Genomic DNA, 17,859 nt, shown 5'->3' with positions numbered 1-17,859 from the left:
GGATTAGCCATGAAATTTTCCGCCGCGCTAGCTGTCCTGATCTTTGTGACGTCCCCAGCGCTGGCAGGGGAGATGCGGCAGGTCCCGCACGGCATGGTGGTTACCACCGACAGCGGGGAACAGGTCCGCGTGCTCGCCTTCGCCGATGGCACGTTGCGGATCACCAACGGCGCCGATGCGCTTCCGGAAGCGCCCTCCACGGCGATGGTCGACAAGGAGCCGGACGGCCTGCCGCTGGTGTCGTTGGAGGGCGACCGGGCAATTCTGAAGACTCCACAGGGTTCTGCGTCGATTGCGCTCGGCAACGGGCAGTTGACCTTTCGTGATGCAGAAGGCGCAGTGTTGCTCGACGAACATGCTCCGGCGCGGCGGATTACACCGGTGGAAATCGAGGGGCAGCCGTGGTTTGCGACCCGTATCCAGTTCAACCGTGGCACTGATGAAGGGCTGTACGGGCTGGGCCAGCACCAGAACCGGCAGATGAATTACAACGGAGAGGATGTCGAACTCGCGCAGCATAACATGGCGATCGCGCTGCCCTATCTGGTGTCGACGCGCGGGTACGGCCTGCTGTGGGACAATGCGTCGATCACCCGCGTCGGTAATCCGGACCCGTATGAAAAGCTCAGCCTCGATTGGCAGGCGAAGTATTTTCTCGGTGATCGACTGGTCCTGACCCGCACCGAGCAGGTCATCGATTACCAGTATCTCGAGGACCAGGCGCGCTGGCCCGAAGAAGCGAAGGCCGCGGTCGAGGCGGCGACGACCGGACAGAATACACAGGGCAACGCGGTCCAGACGCAGCGGGTGGTGTGGACAGGAAAATTCACGCCGGACGCGGACGGGATGCACAAGTTCCGTCTGTATTCCTCCAGCTACGTCTCGGTCTTTGCCGATGGGAAGCCGGTGCTCGAACGCTGGCGGCAGAACTGGAACCCGTGGTATCACAATTTCGAACTGGAGGCGAAAGCGGGGAAGGCGGTCGAACTGCGCATCGAGTGGCAGCCAAACCAGGGTTACATCGCGCTTGAACATGCCGATCCGCTGCCTCCGCTGGACCGTCATTCGGTCAGTTTCGCAAGCGAGGCGGGAAAGGCGATCGATTATTATATCGTCCCCGCTCCGACCATGGACGAGGCAATCGCCGGATACCGCCGTTTGACCGGCGAGGCCCCGATGATGCCGCGCTGGGCCTATGGGTTCTGGCAATCGCGCCAGCGCTATGAAACACAGGCGCAGTTGGTCGAAGTGATGCAGACCTACCGCGACCAGGAAATACCGATCGACGCCGTGGTGCAGGACTGGTTCTATTGGCCGGAAGACAGCTGGGGCTGCCACTGTTTCGATCCAGCACGTTTCCCCGATCCCAAGGCGATGGTGGAACAGGTTCACGCGCTGAACGGGCGGATCATGATTTCGGTCTGGCCAAAATTCTATCCCGGCACCGACAACGGGCAGGAGCTGCGGGAAAAAGGGTATCTATACGAACGGCCGCTGGCGGCGCAGCAGCGTGATTGGGTCGGACCGGGTTATGCCAACACGTTCTACGATCCCTACGCGAAGGAAGCGCGCGATATCTATTGGCGGCAAATGCAGGACGCGCTGTTGCCGCTTGGCTTCGATGCGTGGTGGATGGATGCGACCGAGCCCGACTGGCATTCCAACCTTTCAGCCGAGCAGCGCAAGTTCCAGATGACCTCACCAGCCACCGGAGAACCCGGCGCAGCGATCTTCAATTCCTACCCGCTGGTCCATGCGGAGGGCGTGTTCGACGGGCTTCGCGCCGCACAGCCCGATACGCGGCCTTTCATCCTTACTCGCAGCGGTTTCGGCGGTGTACAGCGGACATCCTCTGCGCTGTGGTCCGGCGATGTCGCCGCGCGCTGGGACGATCTCCGTGATCAGATCAGCGCCGGGCTGAACCTGAGCGTCGCCGGAGTTCCCAACTGGACCCACGACATCGGCGGGTTCGCGCTGGAAGATCGCTACAGCCGCGAAGACCCCGCGCATGTTGCCGAATGGCGGGAATTGTATCTGCGGTGGTTCCAGTTCGGAGCGTTCAGTCCGCTGTTCCGCAGCCATGGCGAATTCCCGCGGCGCGAAACCTATCTGATTAGCGAGGGCGATCCAGCGATGCGGGAAGGGCTGATGGACTATCACCGGCTGCGATACCGCCTGATGCCGTATATCTACTCAGTCGCAGCCAGCACCCATTTTCATGATGGCACCATGATGCGGCCGCTGGTGATGGATTTCGAAGGCGACCGGCGGACCTGGGAAATTGACGATCAATACATCTTCGGCCCCGCGCTTCTGGTCGCTCCGGTCAGCGAGTTCGGAGCCCGCAGCCGCGAGGTCTACTTGCCGTCCGGGTCCGACTGGTACGATACCCGCAGCGGCGAAAAACTGACCGGCGGGCAGCGCGTGGTCAGTGCTGCACCGCGCGAATCCATGCCGCTGTTCGTCCGCTCGGGCGCGATCATTCCTACGGGGCCGGACGTCCAGTGGACCGGCGAAAATCCGCAAGGACCGCTGACGGTGCACGTCTTCGCGGGGGCAGACGGTGCCTTCACGCTGTACGAGGATGAAGGCACTGACATGGGTTACACGCGCGGAGAATTCGCCCGCCTTCCGATGCGGTGGGACGATGCCAAGCGCCAGCTTACAGTCGGCGCGCGGGAAGGGTGCTTCCCCGGCATGGCCGACCAGCGCCGGATTACGATCATCCTCCATGACGGCGCGCAACGTGGCGAAATATTCGATCGCACCGATGGACAGGTGCTGGATTACGACGGGAATGCGGTCACGGCGACGTTCTGAGGCTCGGTTCCCCCGTCTTTGGCGGGGACAAGAATACAAGGGAGAGGAAGTCATGATGCGATTTACCAGCTTGCTTGCCGCTGCGATCCTGGCGCTGCCAAGTTGCGCTACTATCGATCCGCTGCAAACAGAACGGTCTCAGTCTGGGCCGCTGGCCGCCCCCACCGGCAGTCCGGTTGCGCGGCATGGCGCCTTGGCTATCGTCGGCGGCAAGATCGTGGGCGAAGACGGCAAGCCGGTCACGCTGCGGGGCATGAGCTTGTTCTGGTCCCAATGGGCACCGCAATACTACTCCGCCGAGACCGTCACTTGGCTGGCGCAGGACTGGAAAGTCAGCGGCGTGCGGGCGGCCATCGCGGCGCGCGGCGAAAACAGCGCGATCACCCATTTCGACCGCGAACTTGAGAAGGCTTCAACCGTGATCGAAGCGGCACGGGCGAACGGCATCTACGTGATCGTCGATTGGCATGCGCACACCGCACATCCCGAAGAGGCCGAGCGATTCCTCACGGCAATCGCGCGCCGCTATGGCCATCTGCCCAACCTGATCTACGAACCGTTTAACGAACCCTTGCGTGAAGGAGTCGACTGGTCGCGCGACATCAAGCCCTATCACGAACGGATCGTGGCAGCGATCCGGGCGGTCGATCCCGACAACCTCATCATTCTCGGATCGCCCAGCTGGAGCCAGGATGTCGACATCGCGGCACGCGATCCGGTTGCCGGCACCAACATCGGCTATACGCTTCATTATTACGCTGCCACCCACAAGGAAGGTCTGCGCGCTAAGGCGGACGCAGCGCGGCGCGCGGGACTGGCGCTTATGGTCACGGAGTTCGGACTGGTCGAGGCGACGGGGGACGGCGCGATCGATCTCGCTTCATCCAACGCCTGGTGGGACTGGGCGGAGGAAAACCACGTGTCGTGGTTCAATTGGTCGATCACGGACAAGGACGAAAGCAGCGCAGCGCTGAAGCCGGGCGCTGGGCCTTCAGGCTGGACGGAAGACGATCTGACCGAAAGCGGAAAACTGCTCCGCGGTCGCCTCCGTTCGGCCGCTGCGGCAGACGCCCGGTAACAGGCTGCCCGTGATGCTTGCCGCAATTACTCAGCGAGCGTATGGTAGCGCTATCAAGGGAGAGGAACCGTGATGTTGGGGAATAGAACCGCTGCCCGGCGAGAGCGCGCTTGAACGCGCCCGTGTCGAACGAGGCGAAATCGGTTTCCGGTTTCATCAAGCCCTTGGGACGTTACCGCTGGGGCATCTGCGCGCTGCTCTTTTTCGTCATCACGATTAACTACATCGACCGCCAGATCATCGGCGTGCTCAAGCCGGTCATCGAAGTCGAGATGGGCTGGAGCGAAGTCGACTACGGCAACATCGTTACCGCGTTTCAGGCGAGTTACGGAATCGGCCTGCTGGTAGTGGGGCGCTGGCTCGACCTTGTCGGCACCCGCAAAGGCATGGCGATCGCCATTTTCCTGTGGAGTCTCGCCGCCGCCAGCCATGCGTTTGCCAAGGGAATCCTGGGCTTCGTGTTGGCGCGGATAGCGCTGGGTCTGGCCGAAAGTGCAGCTTATCCCGGGGCAGTAAAGTCGGTCGCTGAATGGTTTCCCAAGCGGGAACGTGCGTTGGGGGTGGGCATCCTCAACGCCGGGGCCAATGTCGGGGTGCTGCTGACGCCGATCATCGCCATCGGAATTGCCGGAGCGTATGGCTGGCGCGCCGCGTTCCTTGTCACTGGCCTGCTCGGGTTCGTGGTCTTGTGGGGCTGGCTCCGGTTCTTCCGCCAACCCGTCGATCATGTCGAGGTCACCGACGAGGAGCGCGCGTGGATCGGGCAGGACGGCGAAGACGCTGCCGGGCCGCCGCTCGGCTGGAAGGACGCCATCCGCCAGCGGCAGGCGTGGTTCTTCATCTGCGGCAAATTCTTCACCGATCCGGTGTGGTACCTGTTTCTGTTCTGGCTGCCCGATTTTCTCGCCAAGACGCAGGGAATGGAGCTGTTTCCCAAGGGCGACAGCGGCATTTTGGCCACGATCGGCCCGGCTCTGATCGTGGTCTATCTGCTCGCCGATATCGGTTCCATCGCTGGCGGCTGGTTGTCTTCGCACCTCGTCAATCGCGGCTGGTCGGTCAACCGCGCCCGCAAGACCACGCTGTTCGTTGCGGCCCTGTTCGCCTTGCCGCTGGTCACCGTAGCGAGCGTGCCGGAGCCGTGGATGGCGGTGCTGCTGATCGGGCTGGGGACGGCCGCGCACCAGGCGTTCAGCTCGAATATCTTCACCATGATCGCCGACATGTACCCGCGCCGCGCGGTCGCGACGATCGCCGGGATGGGCGGAGCGGCGGGAGCCATTGGCGGCATCTTGATCGCGCAGGCAACCGGCTGGACCCTGGAACTGACCGGTTCCTATGTCCCGATCGTGATCTATGCCGGCCTGGGCTATCTGATCGCGTTCGCCGTCATCCAGATGCTGGTGCCGCGCATGACGCCCGCGACCATGCAACTGGATCCCGTTGCCGGACCGGAGACAGCGGCGGCCTGACCTAGACCGCGATATCGACCTTTACTACTGCGCCATCGGCATCGGCGCTGGCATAGCAGGCCTCCATCAGCTTGAGGTCGCGAAGGCCCATTTCGCCGGGGGTCCGGTGCGGGGTGTTGGCCCGCGCAGCGAGCGAGAAACCGTCCACTTGGGCGGCAAATTGCTGCATCGGATCGCCCGCACGGTAGGTGCGCGGGGGATGTTCGCCGCCTTCGATCATGATCTGGTTATCGCCGTAGGTGGTCGCCGGCTGCATCTCGATGCTGGCCTTGCTGCCGAAATAGCGCTGGCGCGAAACGTAGGGGTTCCAGCAATAAGAGGATGAGCCCTGCACGTTGATCCCGCTCGCCATGCGAAAACGGTAGTCGATCGCGCCTTCGACTTCGGTAAAGCGCGGATCACCGGCCGGTGTGGCGTAAGCAGCGGACACCGAAACCACGCGGTCACCCGGCAGCATCATCAGCGAGGTGTTGACCCCGTAAACCCCGATATCCCACATGGATCCGCCGCCGCCCAGTTCCTTCTCCAGCCGCCATTTGTGCGGCGGATAGTCGGGGTTCGCGGAGAAACCATGATCGGCCGAGATATAACGCATTACACCTAGGTCACCGTTGGTGATCCGCTCCAAAGCGTGGACATTGTTGGGTTCGAAATGCACCCGGTAGGCCGCGCCAAGCTGGCGGTTCGCGGCGCGGGCAGCATCGACCATCGCCTGCGCTTCCGCCGCGCTCGATGCCATCGGCTTTTCGCACAGCACGTGCTTCCCGGCTTTGAGCGCGCGGATTGTGTATTCGGCGTGGAGGCCGACCGGCAGCACAATGTAGACACAGTCGATCTGGTCATCATCGGCGATCCGGTCGAAATTGTCGTAGCCGTAGAACCGGTCCACTTCGTAGCGCGCGCCGAGATCACGGGCCTTCGCGGCGTTGCCGGATACGAACGCAGTCATTCGCGAATGGCGGGCGTCGGCGAAGCCGGGGATGACTTGTCCAACTGCGAAGGAGCCCAGCCCGACTATCGCCCAGCGCATCCGCTCGCCTGGAACGTCTGGCAGTTGCGGATTGCCGATCAGGGGTTGCCCTTCGGCGCGCTGTGCCGCCGCCTTGCCGGAAGTGGCGGCGAGTGCGGCCGCCGCGGCTCCATACGTCAGGACCTGGCGGCGAGTGGGTTTATCCTGAGGGTCGAATCCGGCCATGCTGCTCTCCAATGGTAGCGATACCACAGGGATAGTCCGCCTCGAACCAAAACGGAAGCGCGCAAAAGGCCGATTATTTGAACGCGGGATGATGCTGGCAATCTCTGGGATATTCAGGGATACGGAGACCGCAAAATCATAACAGAACCTGTCCGAACGGACTTGGGAGGAATTGCCGACATGCCCGACGCCTATATCATCGACGCCGTCCGAACGCCTCGCGGGATTGGCAAACCCGGCAAAGGCGCTCTGTCCCATCTGCATCCGCAGCATCTGGCGGCCACGGTGCTGGCCGCGATCAAGGACCGCAACGATCTCGATACCGCGACGGTCGATGATATCGTCTGGTCGACCTCAACCCAGAAAGGCAAGCAGGGCGGTGATCTCGGCCGCATGGCTGCGCTGGCGGCAGGTTACGATACCGCAGCATCCGGTACTACGCTCGACCGGTTCTGCGGCGGCGGAATTACCTCGGTCAACCTCGCCGCGGCGTCGGTGATGTCGGGTATGGAAGACTGCGTTATTGCGGGCGGCACTGAAATGATGAGTTACACCGCGCAATTGGGCGCTGAAGAGGCGAATGCCGGAATGCAGCCGATGGGCATGGGATCAGGCAACCGCGATCTTGATGAACTCCACCCGCAAAGCCACCAGGGGGTTTGCGGCGATGCGATTGCTGCCAGCGAGAACATTGACCGCGAGGCACTCGATGCGCTGGCGCTGATCAGCCAGCAGCGCGCTGATCGTGCGATCCGTGAAGACCGCTTCAAGGGATCGCTAATCCCGGTCCTCAACCCCGACGGTTCGGTCGCGCTGGATCACGAAGAATTTCCTCGCCCCGAAACCACGATGGAAGGGCTGACCGCACTTCGGGCCAGTTTCGACGGAATGGCGGATTTCGATCTCGGCGGCGGGATTACGTTCCGCAAGCAGATAACCCGGCGTTATCCCGACCTCGAATGGAGGGGCGTGCATCATGCGGGCAATTCATCCGGCGTGGTCGACGGGGCAGCCGCGATCCTGGTCACCAGCAAGGATTATGCGGACCGACACGGCCTCAGACCACGCGCCCGCATTGTAGCCTATGCCAACCAGGGCGACGATCCGACACTGATGCTGAATGCCCCAGTGCCGGCGGCTGAGAAGGTGCTCGCGAAGGCCGGCCTTTCCAAGGACGACATCGACGTGTGGGAAATCAACGAGGCCTTCGCGGTCGTTGCCGAGAAGTTCATTCGCGATCTCGATCTCGACCGCGAGAAGGTCAACGTCAACGGCGGGGCGATTGCGCTTGGACATCCGATCGGCGCGACCGGCTCGATCCTGATCGGAACCGCGCTCGACGAGTTGGAGCGGACCGGCGGGCGTTACGGACTGGTCACCATGTGCGCCGCGGGCGGAATGGCCCCGGCGATCATCATCGAGCGGCTCTGAACCTTGGGCCCGGCGGCGGCAATTTTACGGGTCGAAAACCCCAATGTATGACATGCTCGGCGGCCTGACTGTCATCGAAGCGTCGTCCTTCGTGGCATCGCCTACGGCGGGGCTGTATTGCGCGCAGTTCGGGGCCGAAGTGATCCGCGTTGACCAGATTGGCGGCGGACCGGACTACCATCGCTGGCCGGTGACTGCTGACAATTCGTCGCTGTATTGGGAAAACCTTAACCGCGCCAAGAAGTCTGTCGCGCTCGATCTGTCCCGGCCAGAGGGGCGTGAGTTGCTGCAGGAACTGGTGGCTGCAACCGGGCAGTTCATCACCAATTTTCCGGCAGAAGGGTTTCTCTCCCACGCGGTCCTGGCGAAGATGCGTCCGGATCTGGTGACGGTGCGGGTGATGGGCTGGCCCGATGGTTCGCCGGCGCTGGACTATACCGTCAACAACGCCGTCGGATTTCCAATGCTGACTGGAGCGGGGCCGGAACCGGTCAATCATGTGCTTCCGGCCTGGGATTTGCTCACCGGCGCCTATGCCGCCTTCGCGCTGCTCGCCGCAATCCAGCGGCGCAGCGCGACGGGGGAGGGCAGTGAAGTGCGCGTTCCGCTGTCGGATGTTGCAATTGGCACCGCCGCAAACCTCGGCGGAATTGCCGAGGTGCTGTATTCGGGCGAGAACCGTCCACGCTTGGGCAATGCGGTTTACGGCCTGTTCGGGCGCGATTTCTTCACCGCTGACGGCCACCGCGTTATGGTCGTGGTGGTTACCCACCGGCAATGGGCAAAACTGCTCGCAGCGTTAAGTCTCGAAGATAACGTTGCCGCGCTCGAGGCCGAACGCGGTGTGTCCTTTGCGGCGGACGACGGTCTGCGCTTTAGCCACCGCGACGCACTCTATCCGCTGTTCGAAGCCGAATTCGCGCGCCGCCGCCATGCCGAGTTGGCCGCAACGCTGGACGCTGCGGGGATCGTCCACAGTACCTATCGCACGATGCTCGACGCGGCGCAGGATCCGGCCATGGTGACCGAGAACCCGATGTTCAGCCAATCCGCAGACAATCCCAGCGGTTTCACCTATCCTGCCGCCGGTGCGTTCGGCACGGTCCCGCAAATGGAACGCGGTGGGCCGCTGGCGGCCCCGCGCAATGGCGAGCATACCGAGGAGGTCCTTACCCGCCATCTCAACTTGTCTTCGGGCGATATCGCCCGTCTTGTCGATACCGGAATTGCAGGAATATGTTCATGACCCTACGCCGCGCCGCCATAGTTTCCCCGATCCGCACCGCCGTCGGCCGGTTCGGCGGTAGCCTTGCACCGCTGACCGCCGGGCAACTCGGCGCGGTTGTCCTGAAGGCGCTGATGGAGCGGACAAAACTCGATCCGTCGCGGGTCGACGAGGTGATTTTCGCACAGGGTTACGGCAGCGGCGAAGCGCCCTGCATCGCGCATTGGTCCTGGCTGCTCGCCGGGTTGCCGGAGGAAGTGCCCGGCTACCAGCTCGACCGGCGCTGCGGTTCGGGCCTGCAGTCGGCCGTAAACGCGGCGATGATGGTCCAGACCGGGGTGTCCGACGTAGTCGTCGCGGGTGGCTGCGAATCCATGTCGAATGTCGAACATTACACCACAGATGTTCGCGGCGGCGTGCGTGCGGGCAACCTGACGCTCCATGACCGCCTGACCCGCGGGCGGGTTATGAGCCAACCGGTAGAACGCTACGGCGTGATCTCGGGCATGATCGAGACGGCGGAAAACCTCGCCAGCGACTGGGACATCAGCCGCGAAGCCTGCGATGCCTATGCTGTCCGCAGCCATTCGCGTGCAGCGGCGGCATGGGACAAGGGCCTGTTCGATGACGAAATCGTGCCGGTCGAGGTACCTCAGAGGAAGGCTGATCCGGTCGTATTTGCCAGGGACGAAGGCTTCCGTGCCGACGCCTCTATGGAGACACTCGGCAAATTGCGGCCGCTGGAAGGCGGCGTCGTCACGGCGGGCAACGCCAGCCAGCAGAACGACGCCGCCGCGGCCTGCCTGGTGGTGGCGGAAGACAAGCTTGAAGAACTTGGGCTCGAGCCAATTGCCTTCTTCCATTCGTGGGCGGCAGCAGGTTGCGATCCGGCGCGGATGGGCTTTGGCCCTGTCCCGGCGACGGAGCGATTGTTCGCACGCAATGGCCTGTCATGGGACGACATCGGCTTGATCGAACTGAATGAAGCCTTCGCGCCGCAGGTGCTCGCATGCCTCAAGGGGTGGGGCTGGGCGGACGATGACAGCCGTCACAATATCCTGAACGTCAACGGCTCCGGCATTTCGCTGGGCCATCCTATCGGCGCCACTGGCGGCAGGATCCTCGCCAATCTAACTCGCGAGATGCAGCGTCGCGATGCAAAATACGGTCTTGAAACCATGTGTATCGGCGGCGGTCAGGGGATCGCCGCGGTGTTCGAGCGGGCGGATTGATACGGTGACCGAGAACGAGGATGTTACTGAAATCCGCCGCGCGGTCCGGGCGCTGTGTGAGGAATTCCCCGGCGAATACTGGCGGGCGAAGGACCGGGCTCGGGATTATCCCGCCGAGTTCGTCGATGCGCTGACCAAAGCAGGTTTCCTTGCCGCACTGATCCCTGAAGAATTCGGCGGCAGCGGGCTCAAACTGGACGCGGCGGCGGTCATCATGGAGGAAATCCAGGCGTCCGGCTGCAATGGCGGCGCGGCCCATGCCCAGATGTACATCATGAACACGCTGCTGAGGTATGGCAGCGATGCGCAGAAGGCCGAATATCTGCCCCGCATCGCGAGCGGCGAACTGAGACTTCAGGCCTTCGGGGTATCCGAACCGGCGAGCGGAACGGACACGTTGTCGCTGCGCACTGTCGCGGTCAGGGACGGCGACGATTATATCGTGAACGGCCAGAAAATATGGACCAGCCGCGCAGAACATTCGGACCTGATGTTGCTGCTCGCCCGGACTACCCCGCCCGAAGAAGCGGCGAGCAAGACCGAAGGGCTATCGATCTTCCTCGTCGACATGCGGGAGGCCCGCGACGCCGGCGGCATGTCGATCAAACCGATCCGTACGATGATGAACCATTCGACCACGGAAGTGTTCTTCGACGCCATGCGCATCCCCGCCTCCAGCCTGATCGGGGAAGAGGGCAAGGGCTTCCGCTACATCCTGTCCGGCATGAACGCGGAACGCATCCTGATCGCTGCCGAATGTGTCGGCGATGCCAAATGGTTCATCGAGAAAGCGGCGGCCTATGCGAAGGATCGCACCGTCTTTGCGCGGCCGATCGGCCAGAACCAGGGCGTGCAGTTCCCGATCGCCCGCTGCTATGCGCAGATGCGCGCGGCGGAGTTGATGGTCCATCACGCAGCCGCCGCATACGACCAGGGCGGCAACGCGGGCGAGGAAGCCAACATGGCCAAGCTTCTCGCATCGGAAGCCAGCTGGGCCGCGGCCGATATGTGCGTACAGACCTTCGGCGGTTTCGGTTTCGCGGAAGAATACGATGTGGAGCGCAAGTTCCGCGAGGCGCGGCTGTATACGGTTGCGCCGATCAGCACGAATTTGATCCTGTCCTATCTGGCGGAACACGTTCTGGGACTGCCGCGCAGTTACTGACGCAGTCTGCCGCGCTGGGCGTTGATTCAATCCGCGATCCGTCGCAAGCTGCGGTTCTCGGGCGCAGGCAGCCCGGTCGGGCCATTGAAACATGATCTTCGACACATTTCTGATTGATGGCACACCCGTCTGCATCCGCGGCGTTAGGCAGGATGACGAGCAGCGACTTCGCGACGGGATTGCCCGGCTGTCCCCAGAGTCGCGCTATCTCCGGTTCTTTTCCGGGCTTACCGAGCCGCCACAACGGGTGATCGACGACTTGCTCGACGTGGATGGACATGATCACATCGCGTGGGGTGCGATCCGGACGGATATTGAGGAGCAACCGGCAATCGGCGTGGTCCATGCTTTTCGTGAAGGAGACGATCCCCGGACAGCCCAGTTCTCGGTTGCTGTGACCGACGAATACCACGGCCTCGGTCTCGCTCGTTTGCTGACAGCGGTGCTGCTGCTCGATTGCCAGCGGGAAGGGATCGAGCGATTTACCGTCGACATTCTCCCGGAAAACCGGCCCGCGATCGCCCTGACCCGTTCGCTTGGTGGTAAGCGGACCGAACAGAGCCGCGAGGTCGCCGAATTCGACATCGATATCGCCAGTGCGCTTATCTCGCTCAGGGCAGAGAGCGATGTTCCCGGTATGCCGGCAATCTTCGCGCAATTCGCGGAGCGTGATGGCGGGTAGCGGCTCCTTGCTTATCCGGCTCCGGGTACCTACTCTCGGTCAATGAGCTTCGAAGTCATCTTCGCCATCGCCTGGGCCACGATCCTGGCAGCCGGAGGCGGCGCTCTGACGAAAATCGACGAATGGTATTACAACCTGAAGAAGCCGTCTTGGCAGCCGCCTAACTGGCTGTTCGGGCCAGCGTGGACGATCATCCTGGGACTGGCGGCATGGGCCTTCGTAATCGCGTGGCGCAGCACTGACGACGCCGGTGATCACGGGATCCTCATCACGCTCTACGCGGTCAATTTCGTGTTCCACTTCCTCTGGTCGCCGCTGTTTTTCAAGGCCAGGCGCCCTGACTGGGCACTTGTGGAAGTGCCCTTTCTGTGGGCGTCCGTGCTCGCGCTAATTATCGGACTGGCACAATGGTCATCTTTCGCCGCGTGGCTCATTGCGCCCTATTTTCTCTGGGTGACCTTTGCGTCGGCTCTCAATGCAAAGATCGTTACGCTGAACCGTCCGTTCGGCACGCCTCATGCAGATGAACGGGAAGCCGGGACTTAACGGCGCAGGCCGAGGAATCCGAACGCGTCGCCGTCGAACTTGACGCGCAAGGCTGCGAACACGCCCTTGTCGGTGTTGCGCGCGGCGGAGAAGTCATCGTCGCGGAAGCCGGAAACATTGTATCCGACCGTGAGCAGCATGTTGTCCGCCGGAGTGAATCCGATTTGCGGGCCGATCGCGAAGCTTGTCGTCCCGTCGCTGATGTTGCTTCGAACGGTTGCTGTGCCGCCTACTTCGAAACGCTCGCCCACCGCCACGCGCGCCTCGAGTCCGCCCAATACGCTCCAGCCGGCAAGGTCGAACCCTTCGTAGCTGTCGAAATTGTAACGGGCACCCACGAAAACTCCGATTTCAGCGGCTTCCCGGGTGTATCCGCTGCGGGTGTCCTCGTTGCGCTTGGCGATGGGGTGCCAATTGGTTGAAAGGCTGCCGATCAGGCGGCGCGACTGGGCGTCTCCGGTGACGGTCAACGCGGTGCGGCCGGATGCGTCGGTTTCGCCTGCAACCGCGTTTACAGCCCGGTCGCTTCGGTACTCCAGCTTGGTGAGGAAGGCGAACTCGCCTTCCTCCGGACGATGGGCAGCGGAGATCGCCCCATCAAAGATTTCGGTGCTCTGGCCGGTATCGCTTTCCGCGCGGGTCCAGGCAAAGCCCGAGCCGACGACACTGCCTTCACCCAGCTGGCGGATGGCGCCAAAGGTGAACCCGGTGCGGTCGGCCAGTTCGCCATCGCGGAGTTCGGCCCGTGCCGTCGCCGCCCATGGGCCCTTGCGCCATGCAGTTCCAAGCGTGACGGCAGTGAAATCCTCGAACAGATTGCCGGAACCGGAAATCTGTCCGCCGCTGGCCGCGGGCTGCGCAGGATTGACCAGCTTCGATGCATCTCCGCCGCTCAGCGTGCGGTTGCCGTCCAGCGTGGCGTCGAGCGCCAGTTCGGATGAGACCTGGAACGACTGCGCCAGCCCGAAGGCGGCGAAGCTGCGTTTGCCGAATTCCGAGATATCCTGCTGCCCGAGGGACGAGACGACCCTCCCGCCGGTCCACGGGGTCACTTCGATCCCGCCGCGCACGGTCCGCGCTTTCAAACGCTCACCCTCGGCGATTTCGTAAGCCCCGATCAAGCGGACGTTGCTGGTCAGGGCGTATCGGGCGCCGAACACGTAGCTGGAGGGCAGGTCGATCGCTTCCGCCGTGCCGAGCGCGATGCTGCTGTTGGCGCTAAGTTCAAGCTGGTTATCGAGCAGGCGCTGGGTAGCACCCGCTTCCAGCACGGTCGAATTGGCGCGTTCGCCGGTCCCGAGCCGGTCCGAGAAATGCGAGACGCCGAGGCGCAGGTCGGTATCGCCCGAAGTGTAGGTCGATAGCAGCTGGACTGCGCGGCGGCTGGTTGTGTCGGTCAGGCTGTCATCGTTCCAGATGCTGCCGGTCACGGTCAGCTGTTCGGTGACGGCGTAGCGACCATCGAGACCGACCTTGCGCCGTCCGCGTTCGCCGGAGTTTTGCTGGCCGGTGCCGTAGTCGCTGTCGATCGAGCGTGCATACGCGAGAATGTCCAGGTCGCCCGTGTGGTGTTCGGCTTCGACCTGCCACGCCATGTCCGTCAGACCAACCGCGCGGCTGGCCCCGAGTTCGGCGCGCAATTCGGTTGTCTCGCCAAGGCGGGCGAGGACGTCGAGCGCCGCCAGATTGGTGCGCGCCGCATCGCCCTTGTCGGTGACTAGGGTAACGCCGACCCGCACGGTTTCGCTGGCGTTGGTGATGTTGGCCCGCAGTCCTGCATTCCATTCGCCGCCTGAAGACAGTAGATCAACTTCATAATCAATTACAATGAATTGTGGATTGAAGTTGAAGTCACGACTTAGCACCGGCTGGGCGAATGTGATCGTGCCGGACAGCAGGTCTATGTCGTAATCGACAAAGCGGGTTAGCTGCCGTTCGCTGACGATCAGCTCCGAACGGAACCGGTCGCGGATCTGCAGGACCACGCGTTCGCTGTTAGCGATGATTGCGCGGCTCGACAGGCTGTAGGGTCCGGTAAGGCCGTTGCCCTGGATTTCGTCGCGTCGGTAACGGGTAGCGATCTCGGCGGCGAAGCCCTGTACCTGGACCGCACCGAAATCGCCCTCGGCTTTGACGCCGGTGGCCGAGCGGACATAACGCGCGAGGTCGGTCTGGTCGAAGCCGGTTTCGAAATCGCCATACAGCGCGTAGAAGCGCGCGCTTTCGATCCGCACATAGAGTTTTTCCCGCGATGCCGCGTCGAACCGGCGATCGGAACCATCGGCGAAGATGGTGTAATAGGCGTTGGGATCGATCGCGCCGAACAGCGGCTGGTCCGCGCGCTGCTTGGCGCTGTCATAGGCGGCGGTGAGGAGGTACTGCCCCAGGATGCGGCCCTTGGCGTAGAAAGCGACGCGGGCGTTGTTGCCAAGATCGCTGTCGAAATTGCCGGCGCGTTCCATATTGTCCGCGATCTCGCGGCTGCCAACTGCACCTTCGGCGAGGCCGACCAGCGTCCACTTCATGTCGCCGGGAACAATCCATGTTTCGAGGGTCTGCTGGCGGGTGATCTGGTCTTCCACGAAGTTGAAATCGAGATGCAGCGGCCCGCTGACCATCGTCGGAGCGAGTTCGATCAGGGCAATGCCGTTATCGCCCGTGACGGTCCAGGTTGGGGCCGTTCCGCCAGAGTTTGACAATTGGCGAAGCTGCATCGTGTCGAGGGCCTGCGCGCTTTCGTAAGGGGCCTTGATGGCAACCTGGCCGGAGATGCCGTCGCGCAAAGGGCGTCCATGCCGATCGGTCATCCGCACCGCAACAACCGGGCGGGTTTCGCCGTCCGCGACAAGTTTCGAAGATGCGGCGATCAATTCGGCGCGGGCCGGCACGGAGGTGAAGAACACCGGACGCGTGAGCACCGCGGTTTCACCGCCCTTAGCATCGAGGATACGTGCGCTCAGACGGGTGGTTTCGGTCTTCAGCGGTACGCCGCGCCAGATGCTGACCGCGTATTTGCCGTTGGCATCGGTGCGGGTGCCTTCGAAAGTCAGCGGATCGACCCGCTTGCCCTCGGCAGAGAGTTCCACAGTGCTGCCGGCGCGGTGGCGGATTACCGCCCGGATGGCAGGGGCGCGCGGATTATGGTCGATCGCGGGAAACAGGAAATCGTCAGGTCCATCGCCCAAGGTCAGCCAATCGGTCTCGGCACCGGCGGCATCGCGATAGGTTTCTTCCGGTTCCGGCAGGGTTTCCGCCTTCAGCCAGCCTTCCGGCAGCGTCGCGGCAAAGTCCGCGACGACGAGGCTGCCGCCCTGACCAATCACGAACCGCGAATTTAAGCTGCCGGCATTTCGGGTGGAATTGCTGCAATCGATGAAGCGTGATCCCTCTGGAAGGGTCTGCCCCGCGGCTTGCACCACATGGGTGCCGGGGACGATCCCCTCGAAATGGTAGCGACCTTCGCTGTCGGTAATCGCAAAGCTGCCGTCTTCGAGCATGACCCGCACGCCCGGTACGCCGAGGCGTGGTCCGTCCAGCAGGCATTCGCCTGCGGTAATCCGGCCGATGATGGTCATGCGGTTCGACAGGATATCGCGCTCGATTTTAAGGACGGCGCTAGCCTTGGCGATATTTCCGCGCGAATCGACGCTCTCTGCCAGGTTGACCGCGTCACCCGGAGGTGCGTCGGCGCGAACAGTCATGGCGTAGGTTATGGTATGGCGGGCGGCGGGGGCAATATCGCCAAGACGGACCGCGAATTTGCGTCCATCCGGGCTTACGCTAAGCGCTCCTGCTGCCTCGGCACCGTCGATCCGCACGGAATCCTGCCGCAAGCGCAGCCACGTGGACGGGGTATCGGTCGCCACCACGCCGGATTTGCCACGGGCGTTGTCGGGGTTCGTGACCGTTACGGTATAGAACACGACGTCGCCCGGAACCGCAGACGCTCGTGAGGCTGTCTTGGTCAGGCCAACCGCAACACTTGGCCGGTCGAGGGGTATATCGATCCGTACCGGCACGATTGAGACAAGGTCGAAGCTCTGGCCGTACGAACCACTACCGATCGTGAACGCCCCGCCGTCGGGCCGTGTCAGGTTGGCCAGTTGGGCTGCGGCAACCACCGATGGCGCGCTGTAGGGGGAGGGCGGCGTGATTTCGAGCCGGTACTGGCCCAGCGACGTCAGCGGGAAGCGGTATTCTCCGGGCCGCATGGGGTAGACAGTCCCGCCGCTATCGGTAACCGACTGGCCGGAAATAACGGTCGGAGGCCAGCTGGTGATCCCGTCATCGGCAAAGACTACCGCGGGAAGACCTGTTGCAACATCGATCAGCGTTACGGTCGCGCCCGAAACCGGGGTTCCGTCCTCGCTATCGAACACGAGCCCGTATGGGTCTGCCAGTATGTTGACGGTCGTCGCCGCAATCACTGCGGCGAGGCCTACACGCCGGCCCTCGATCGTTACAACATCGCCTTGGCCGGAGCTGAGTCGGCAGTCGCCGGCAACCGGGGCCGGGGGAATGGTGACGATCCGGATCGCACCGACAAACGACCCGGTATTCGCCCCGGTTTCGAAAATCTCGAGGGTTTCCCGGTCGCCAGAGGTGTTGGTGAGCACCGCTTCGAGCCGGTCGACGGCGTTTGGATCAAGGTTGGCGGCCGCCGCGATGATCTCGAACACCAACATATCGCCGGTGGAAAAATCGCGGCTGGTGTTGACGGTGATCGGCGCGTTACCGGTGCCGCCGATGGCCAGCGGCGCTCGCGGGTTGCCGCACAGCGAAGGAGTGAAATTGACTGTAGTCGGCCCGCCCGGGGCGAGCCGGAATGTTTCGATAATCGCCGCATTCGGGGCAATATCGAAGCTGACCTCGTTTGACCGGATCGAGAAGTCCTGCCCGCCAGAATTCCAGCGAGCTTCAGCGATGTTGGTGATGGTCTGCGCCTGCAGGCTTCCGCCCAGCATCATTGCCACCGCGGTGAGCAGCGAAGCCAGGGCAAGCCTAAAGGAGGGC

Annotated in this window: 11 protein-coding genes; 9 read left to right on the top strand and 2 right to left on the bottom strand. The window is 62.9% G+C overall.

Going from position 1 to position 17,859, the window contains the following annotated elements; all coding sequences use genetic code 11:
- The first annotated feature begins 9 nt into the window (after positions 1-9).
- The 3 genes from GRI65_RS05345 to GRI65_RS05335 all read left to right on the top strand — a co-directional run bounded on the left by GRI65_RS05345 (position 10) and on the right by GRI65_RS05335 (position 5,370).
- Entirely contained in the window at positions 10-2,820 is a 2,811-nt protein-coding gene (locus GRI65_RS05345) for a glycoside hydrolase family 31 protein (protein ID WP_160755441.1), read from the top strand.
- Between the two features lie 52 nt (positions 2,821-2,872).
- Positions 2,873-3,898 carry a glycoside hydrolase family 5 protein gene (locus GRI65_RS05340; RefSeq protein ID WP_202391119.1) on the top strand — a complete coding sequence of 342 codons (1,026 nt, stop codon included), beginning with the start codon at positions 2,873-2,875 and terminating at the stop codon, positions 3,896-3,898.
- A gap of 110 nt (positions 3,899-4,008) precedes the next feature.
- Positions 4,009-5,370, top strand: coding sequence for an MFS transporter (locus tag GRI65_RS05335; protein ID WP_232843918.1), 1,362 nt, complete (start codon positions 4,009-4,011; stop codon positions 5,368-5,370).
- 1 nt (position 5,371) lies between these two features.
- Here GRI65_RS05335 and GRI65_RS05330 read toward each other — a convergent pair whose 3' ends face one another.
- Complete coding sequence (locus GRI65_RS05330) at positions 5,372-6,565, bottom strand: Gfo/Idh/MocA family protein (protein ID WP_160755440.1); 1,194 nt, start codon at positions 6,563-6,565, stop codon at positions 5,372-5,374.
- Positions 6,566-6,745: 180 nt separating this feature from the next.
- On the opposite strand from GRI65_RS05330, the gene GRI65_RS05325 reads away from it, so the two are divergent.
- From GRI65_RS05325 to GRI65_RS05300, 6 genes are all read left to right on the top strand, one after another.
- Positions 6,746-7,996 (top strand): acetyl-CoA C-acetyltransferase, encoded by a 1,251-nt coding sequence (locus GRI65_RS05325; RefSeq protein WP_160755439.1) that lies wholly within the window; start codon positions 6,746-6,748, stop codon positions 7,994-7,996.
- Between the two features lie 43 nt (positions 7,997-8,039).
- Positions 8,040-9,242 carry a CoA transferase gene (locus GRI65_RS05320; RefSeq protein ID WP_160755438.1) on the top strand — a complete coding sequence of 401 codons (1,203 nt, stop codon included), beginning with the start codon at positions 8,040-8,042 and terminating at the stop codon, positions 9,240-9,242.
- Positions 9,239-10,453, top strand: a complete 1,215-nt coding sequence (locus GRI65_RS05315; protein ID WP_160755437.1) for an acetyl-CoA C-acetyltransferase — start codon at positions 9,239-9,241, stop codon at positions 10,451-10,453. The genes GRI65_RS05320 and GRI65_RS05315 overlap by 4 nt, the downstream gene beginning before the upstream one ends.
- Before the next feature lie 4 nt (positions 10,454-10,457).
- The gene (locus tag GRI65_RS05310) at positions 10,458-11,618 is read left to right on the top strand and encodes an acyl-CoA dehydrogenase family protein (RefSeq protein ID WP_408609025.1); all 1,161 of its coding nucleotides are present in this window, start codon (positions 10,458-10,460) and stop codon (positions 11,616-11,618) included.
- A gap of 91 nt (positions 11,619-11,709) precedes the next feature.
- Positions 11,710-12,300, top strand: a complete 591-nt coding sequence (locus tag GRI65_RS05305; protein WP_160755435.1) for a GNAT family N-acetyltransferase — start codon at positions 11,710-11,712, stop codon at positions 12,298-12,300.
- Positions 12,301-12,342: 42 nt separating this feature from the next.
- Positions 12,343-12,846, top strand: coding sequence for a TspO/MBR family protein (locus GRI65_RS05300; protein ID WP_160755434.1), 504 nt, complete (start codon positions 12,343-12,345; stop codon positions 12,844-12,846).
- Here GRI65_RS05300 and GRI65_RS05295 read toward each other — a convergent pair.
- Positions 12,843-17,810, bottom strand: a complete 4,968-nt coding sequence (locus tag GRI65_RS05295) for an isopeptide-forming domain-containing fimbrial protein (protein WP_232843917.1) — start codon at positions 17,808-17,810, stop codon at positions 12,843-12,845. The two genes, GRI65_RS05300 and GRI65_RS05295, sit on opposite strands and share 4 nt — an antisense overlap.
- Positions 17,811-17,859 lie beyond the last annotated feature (49 nt).

Source organism: Allopontixanthobacter sediminis (assembly GCF_009828115.1).
Lineage (GTDB): Bacteria > Pseudomonadota > Alphaproteobacteria > Sphingomonadales > Sphingomonadaceae > Allopontixanthobacter > Allopontixanthobacter sediminis.
Note: the sequence above shows the minus strand (reverse complement) of the source record. Positions and strands in the feature narration are given on the sequence as shown.

Bases quoted from the DNA above. Each gene is read 5' to 3' on its own strand.
- GRI65_RS05345 (WP_160755441.1), top strand. From the start codon at position 10: ATGAAATTTTCCGCCGCGCTAGCTGTCCTGATCTTTGTGACGTCCCCA.
- GRI65_RS05340 (WP_202391119.1), top strand. From the start codon at position 2,873: ATGATGCGATTTACCAGCTTGCTTGCCGCTGCGATCCTGGCGCTGCCA.
- GRI65_RS05330 (WP_160755440.1), bottom strand. From the start codon at position 6,565: ATGGCCGGATTCGACCCTCAGGATAAACCCACTCGCCGCCAGGTCCTG.
- GRI65_RS05325 (WP_160755439.1), top strand. From the start codon at position 6,746: ATGCCCGACGCCTATATCATCGACGCCGTCCGAACGCCTCGCGGGATT.
- GRI65_RS05320 (WP_160755438.1), top strand. From the start codon at position 8,040: ATGTATGACATGCTCGGCGGCCTGACTGTCATCGAAGCGTCGTCCTTC.
- GRI65_RS05315 (WP_160755437.1), top strand. From the start codon at position 9,239: ATGACCCTACGCCGCGCCGCCATAGTTTCCCCGATCCGCACCGCCGTC.
- GRI65_RS05305 (WP_160755435.1), top strand. From the start codon at position 11,710: ATGATCTTCGACACATTTCTGATTGATGGCACACCCGTCTGCATCCGC.
- GRI65_RS05300 (WP_160755434.1), top strand. From the start codon at position 12,343: ATGAGCTTCGAAGTCATCTTCGCCATCGCCTGGGCCACGATCCTGGCA.
- GRI65_RS05295 (WP_232843917.1), bottom strand. From the start codon at position 17,810: ATGCTGGGCGGAAGCCTGCAGGCGCAGACCATCACCAACATCGCTGAA.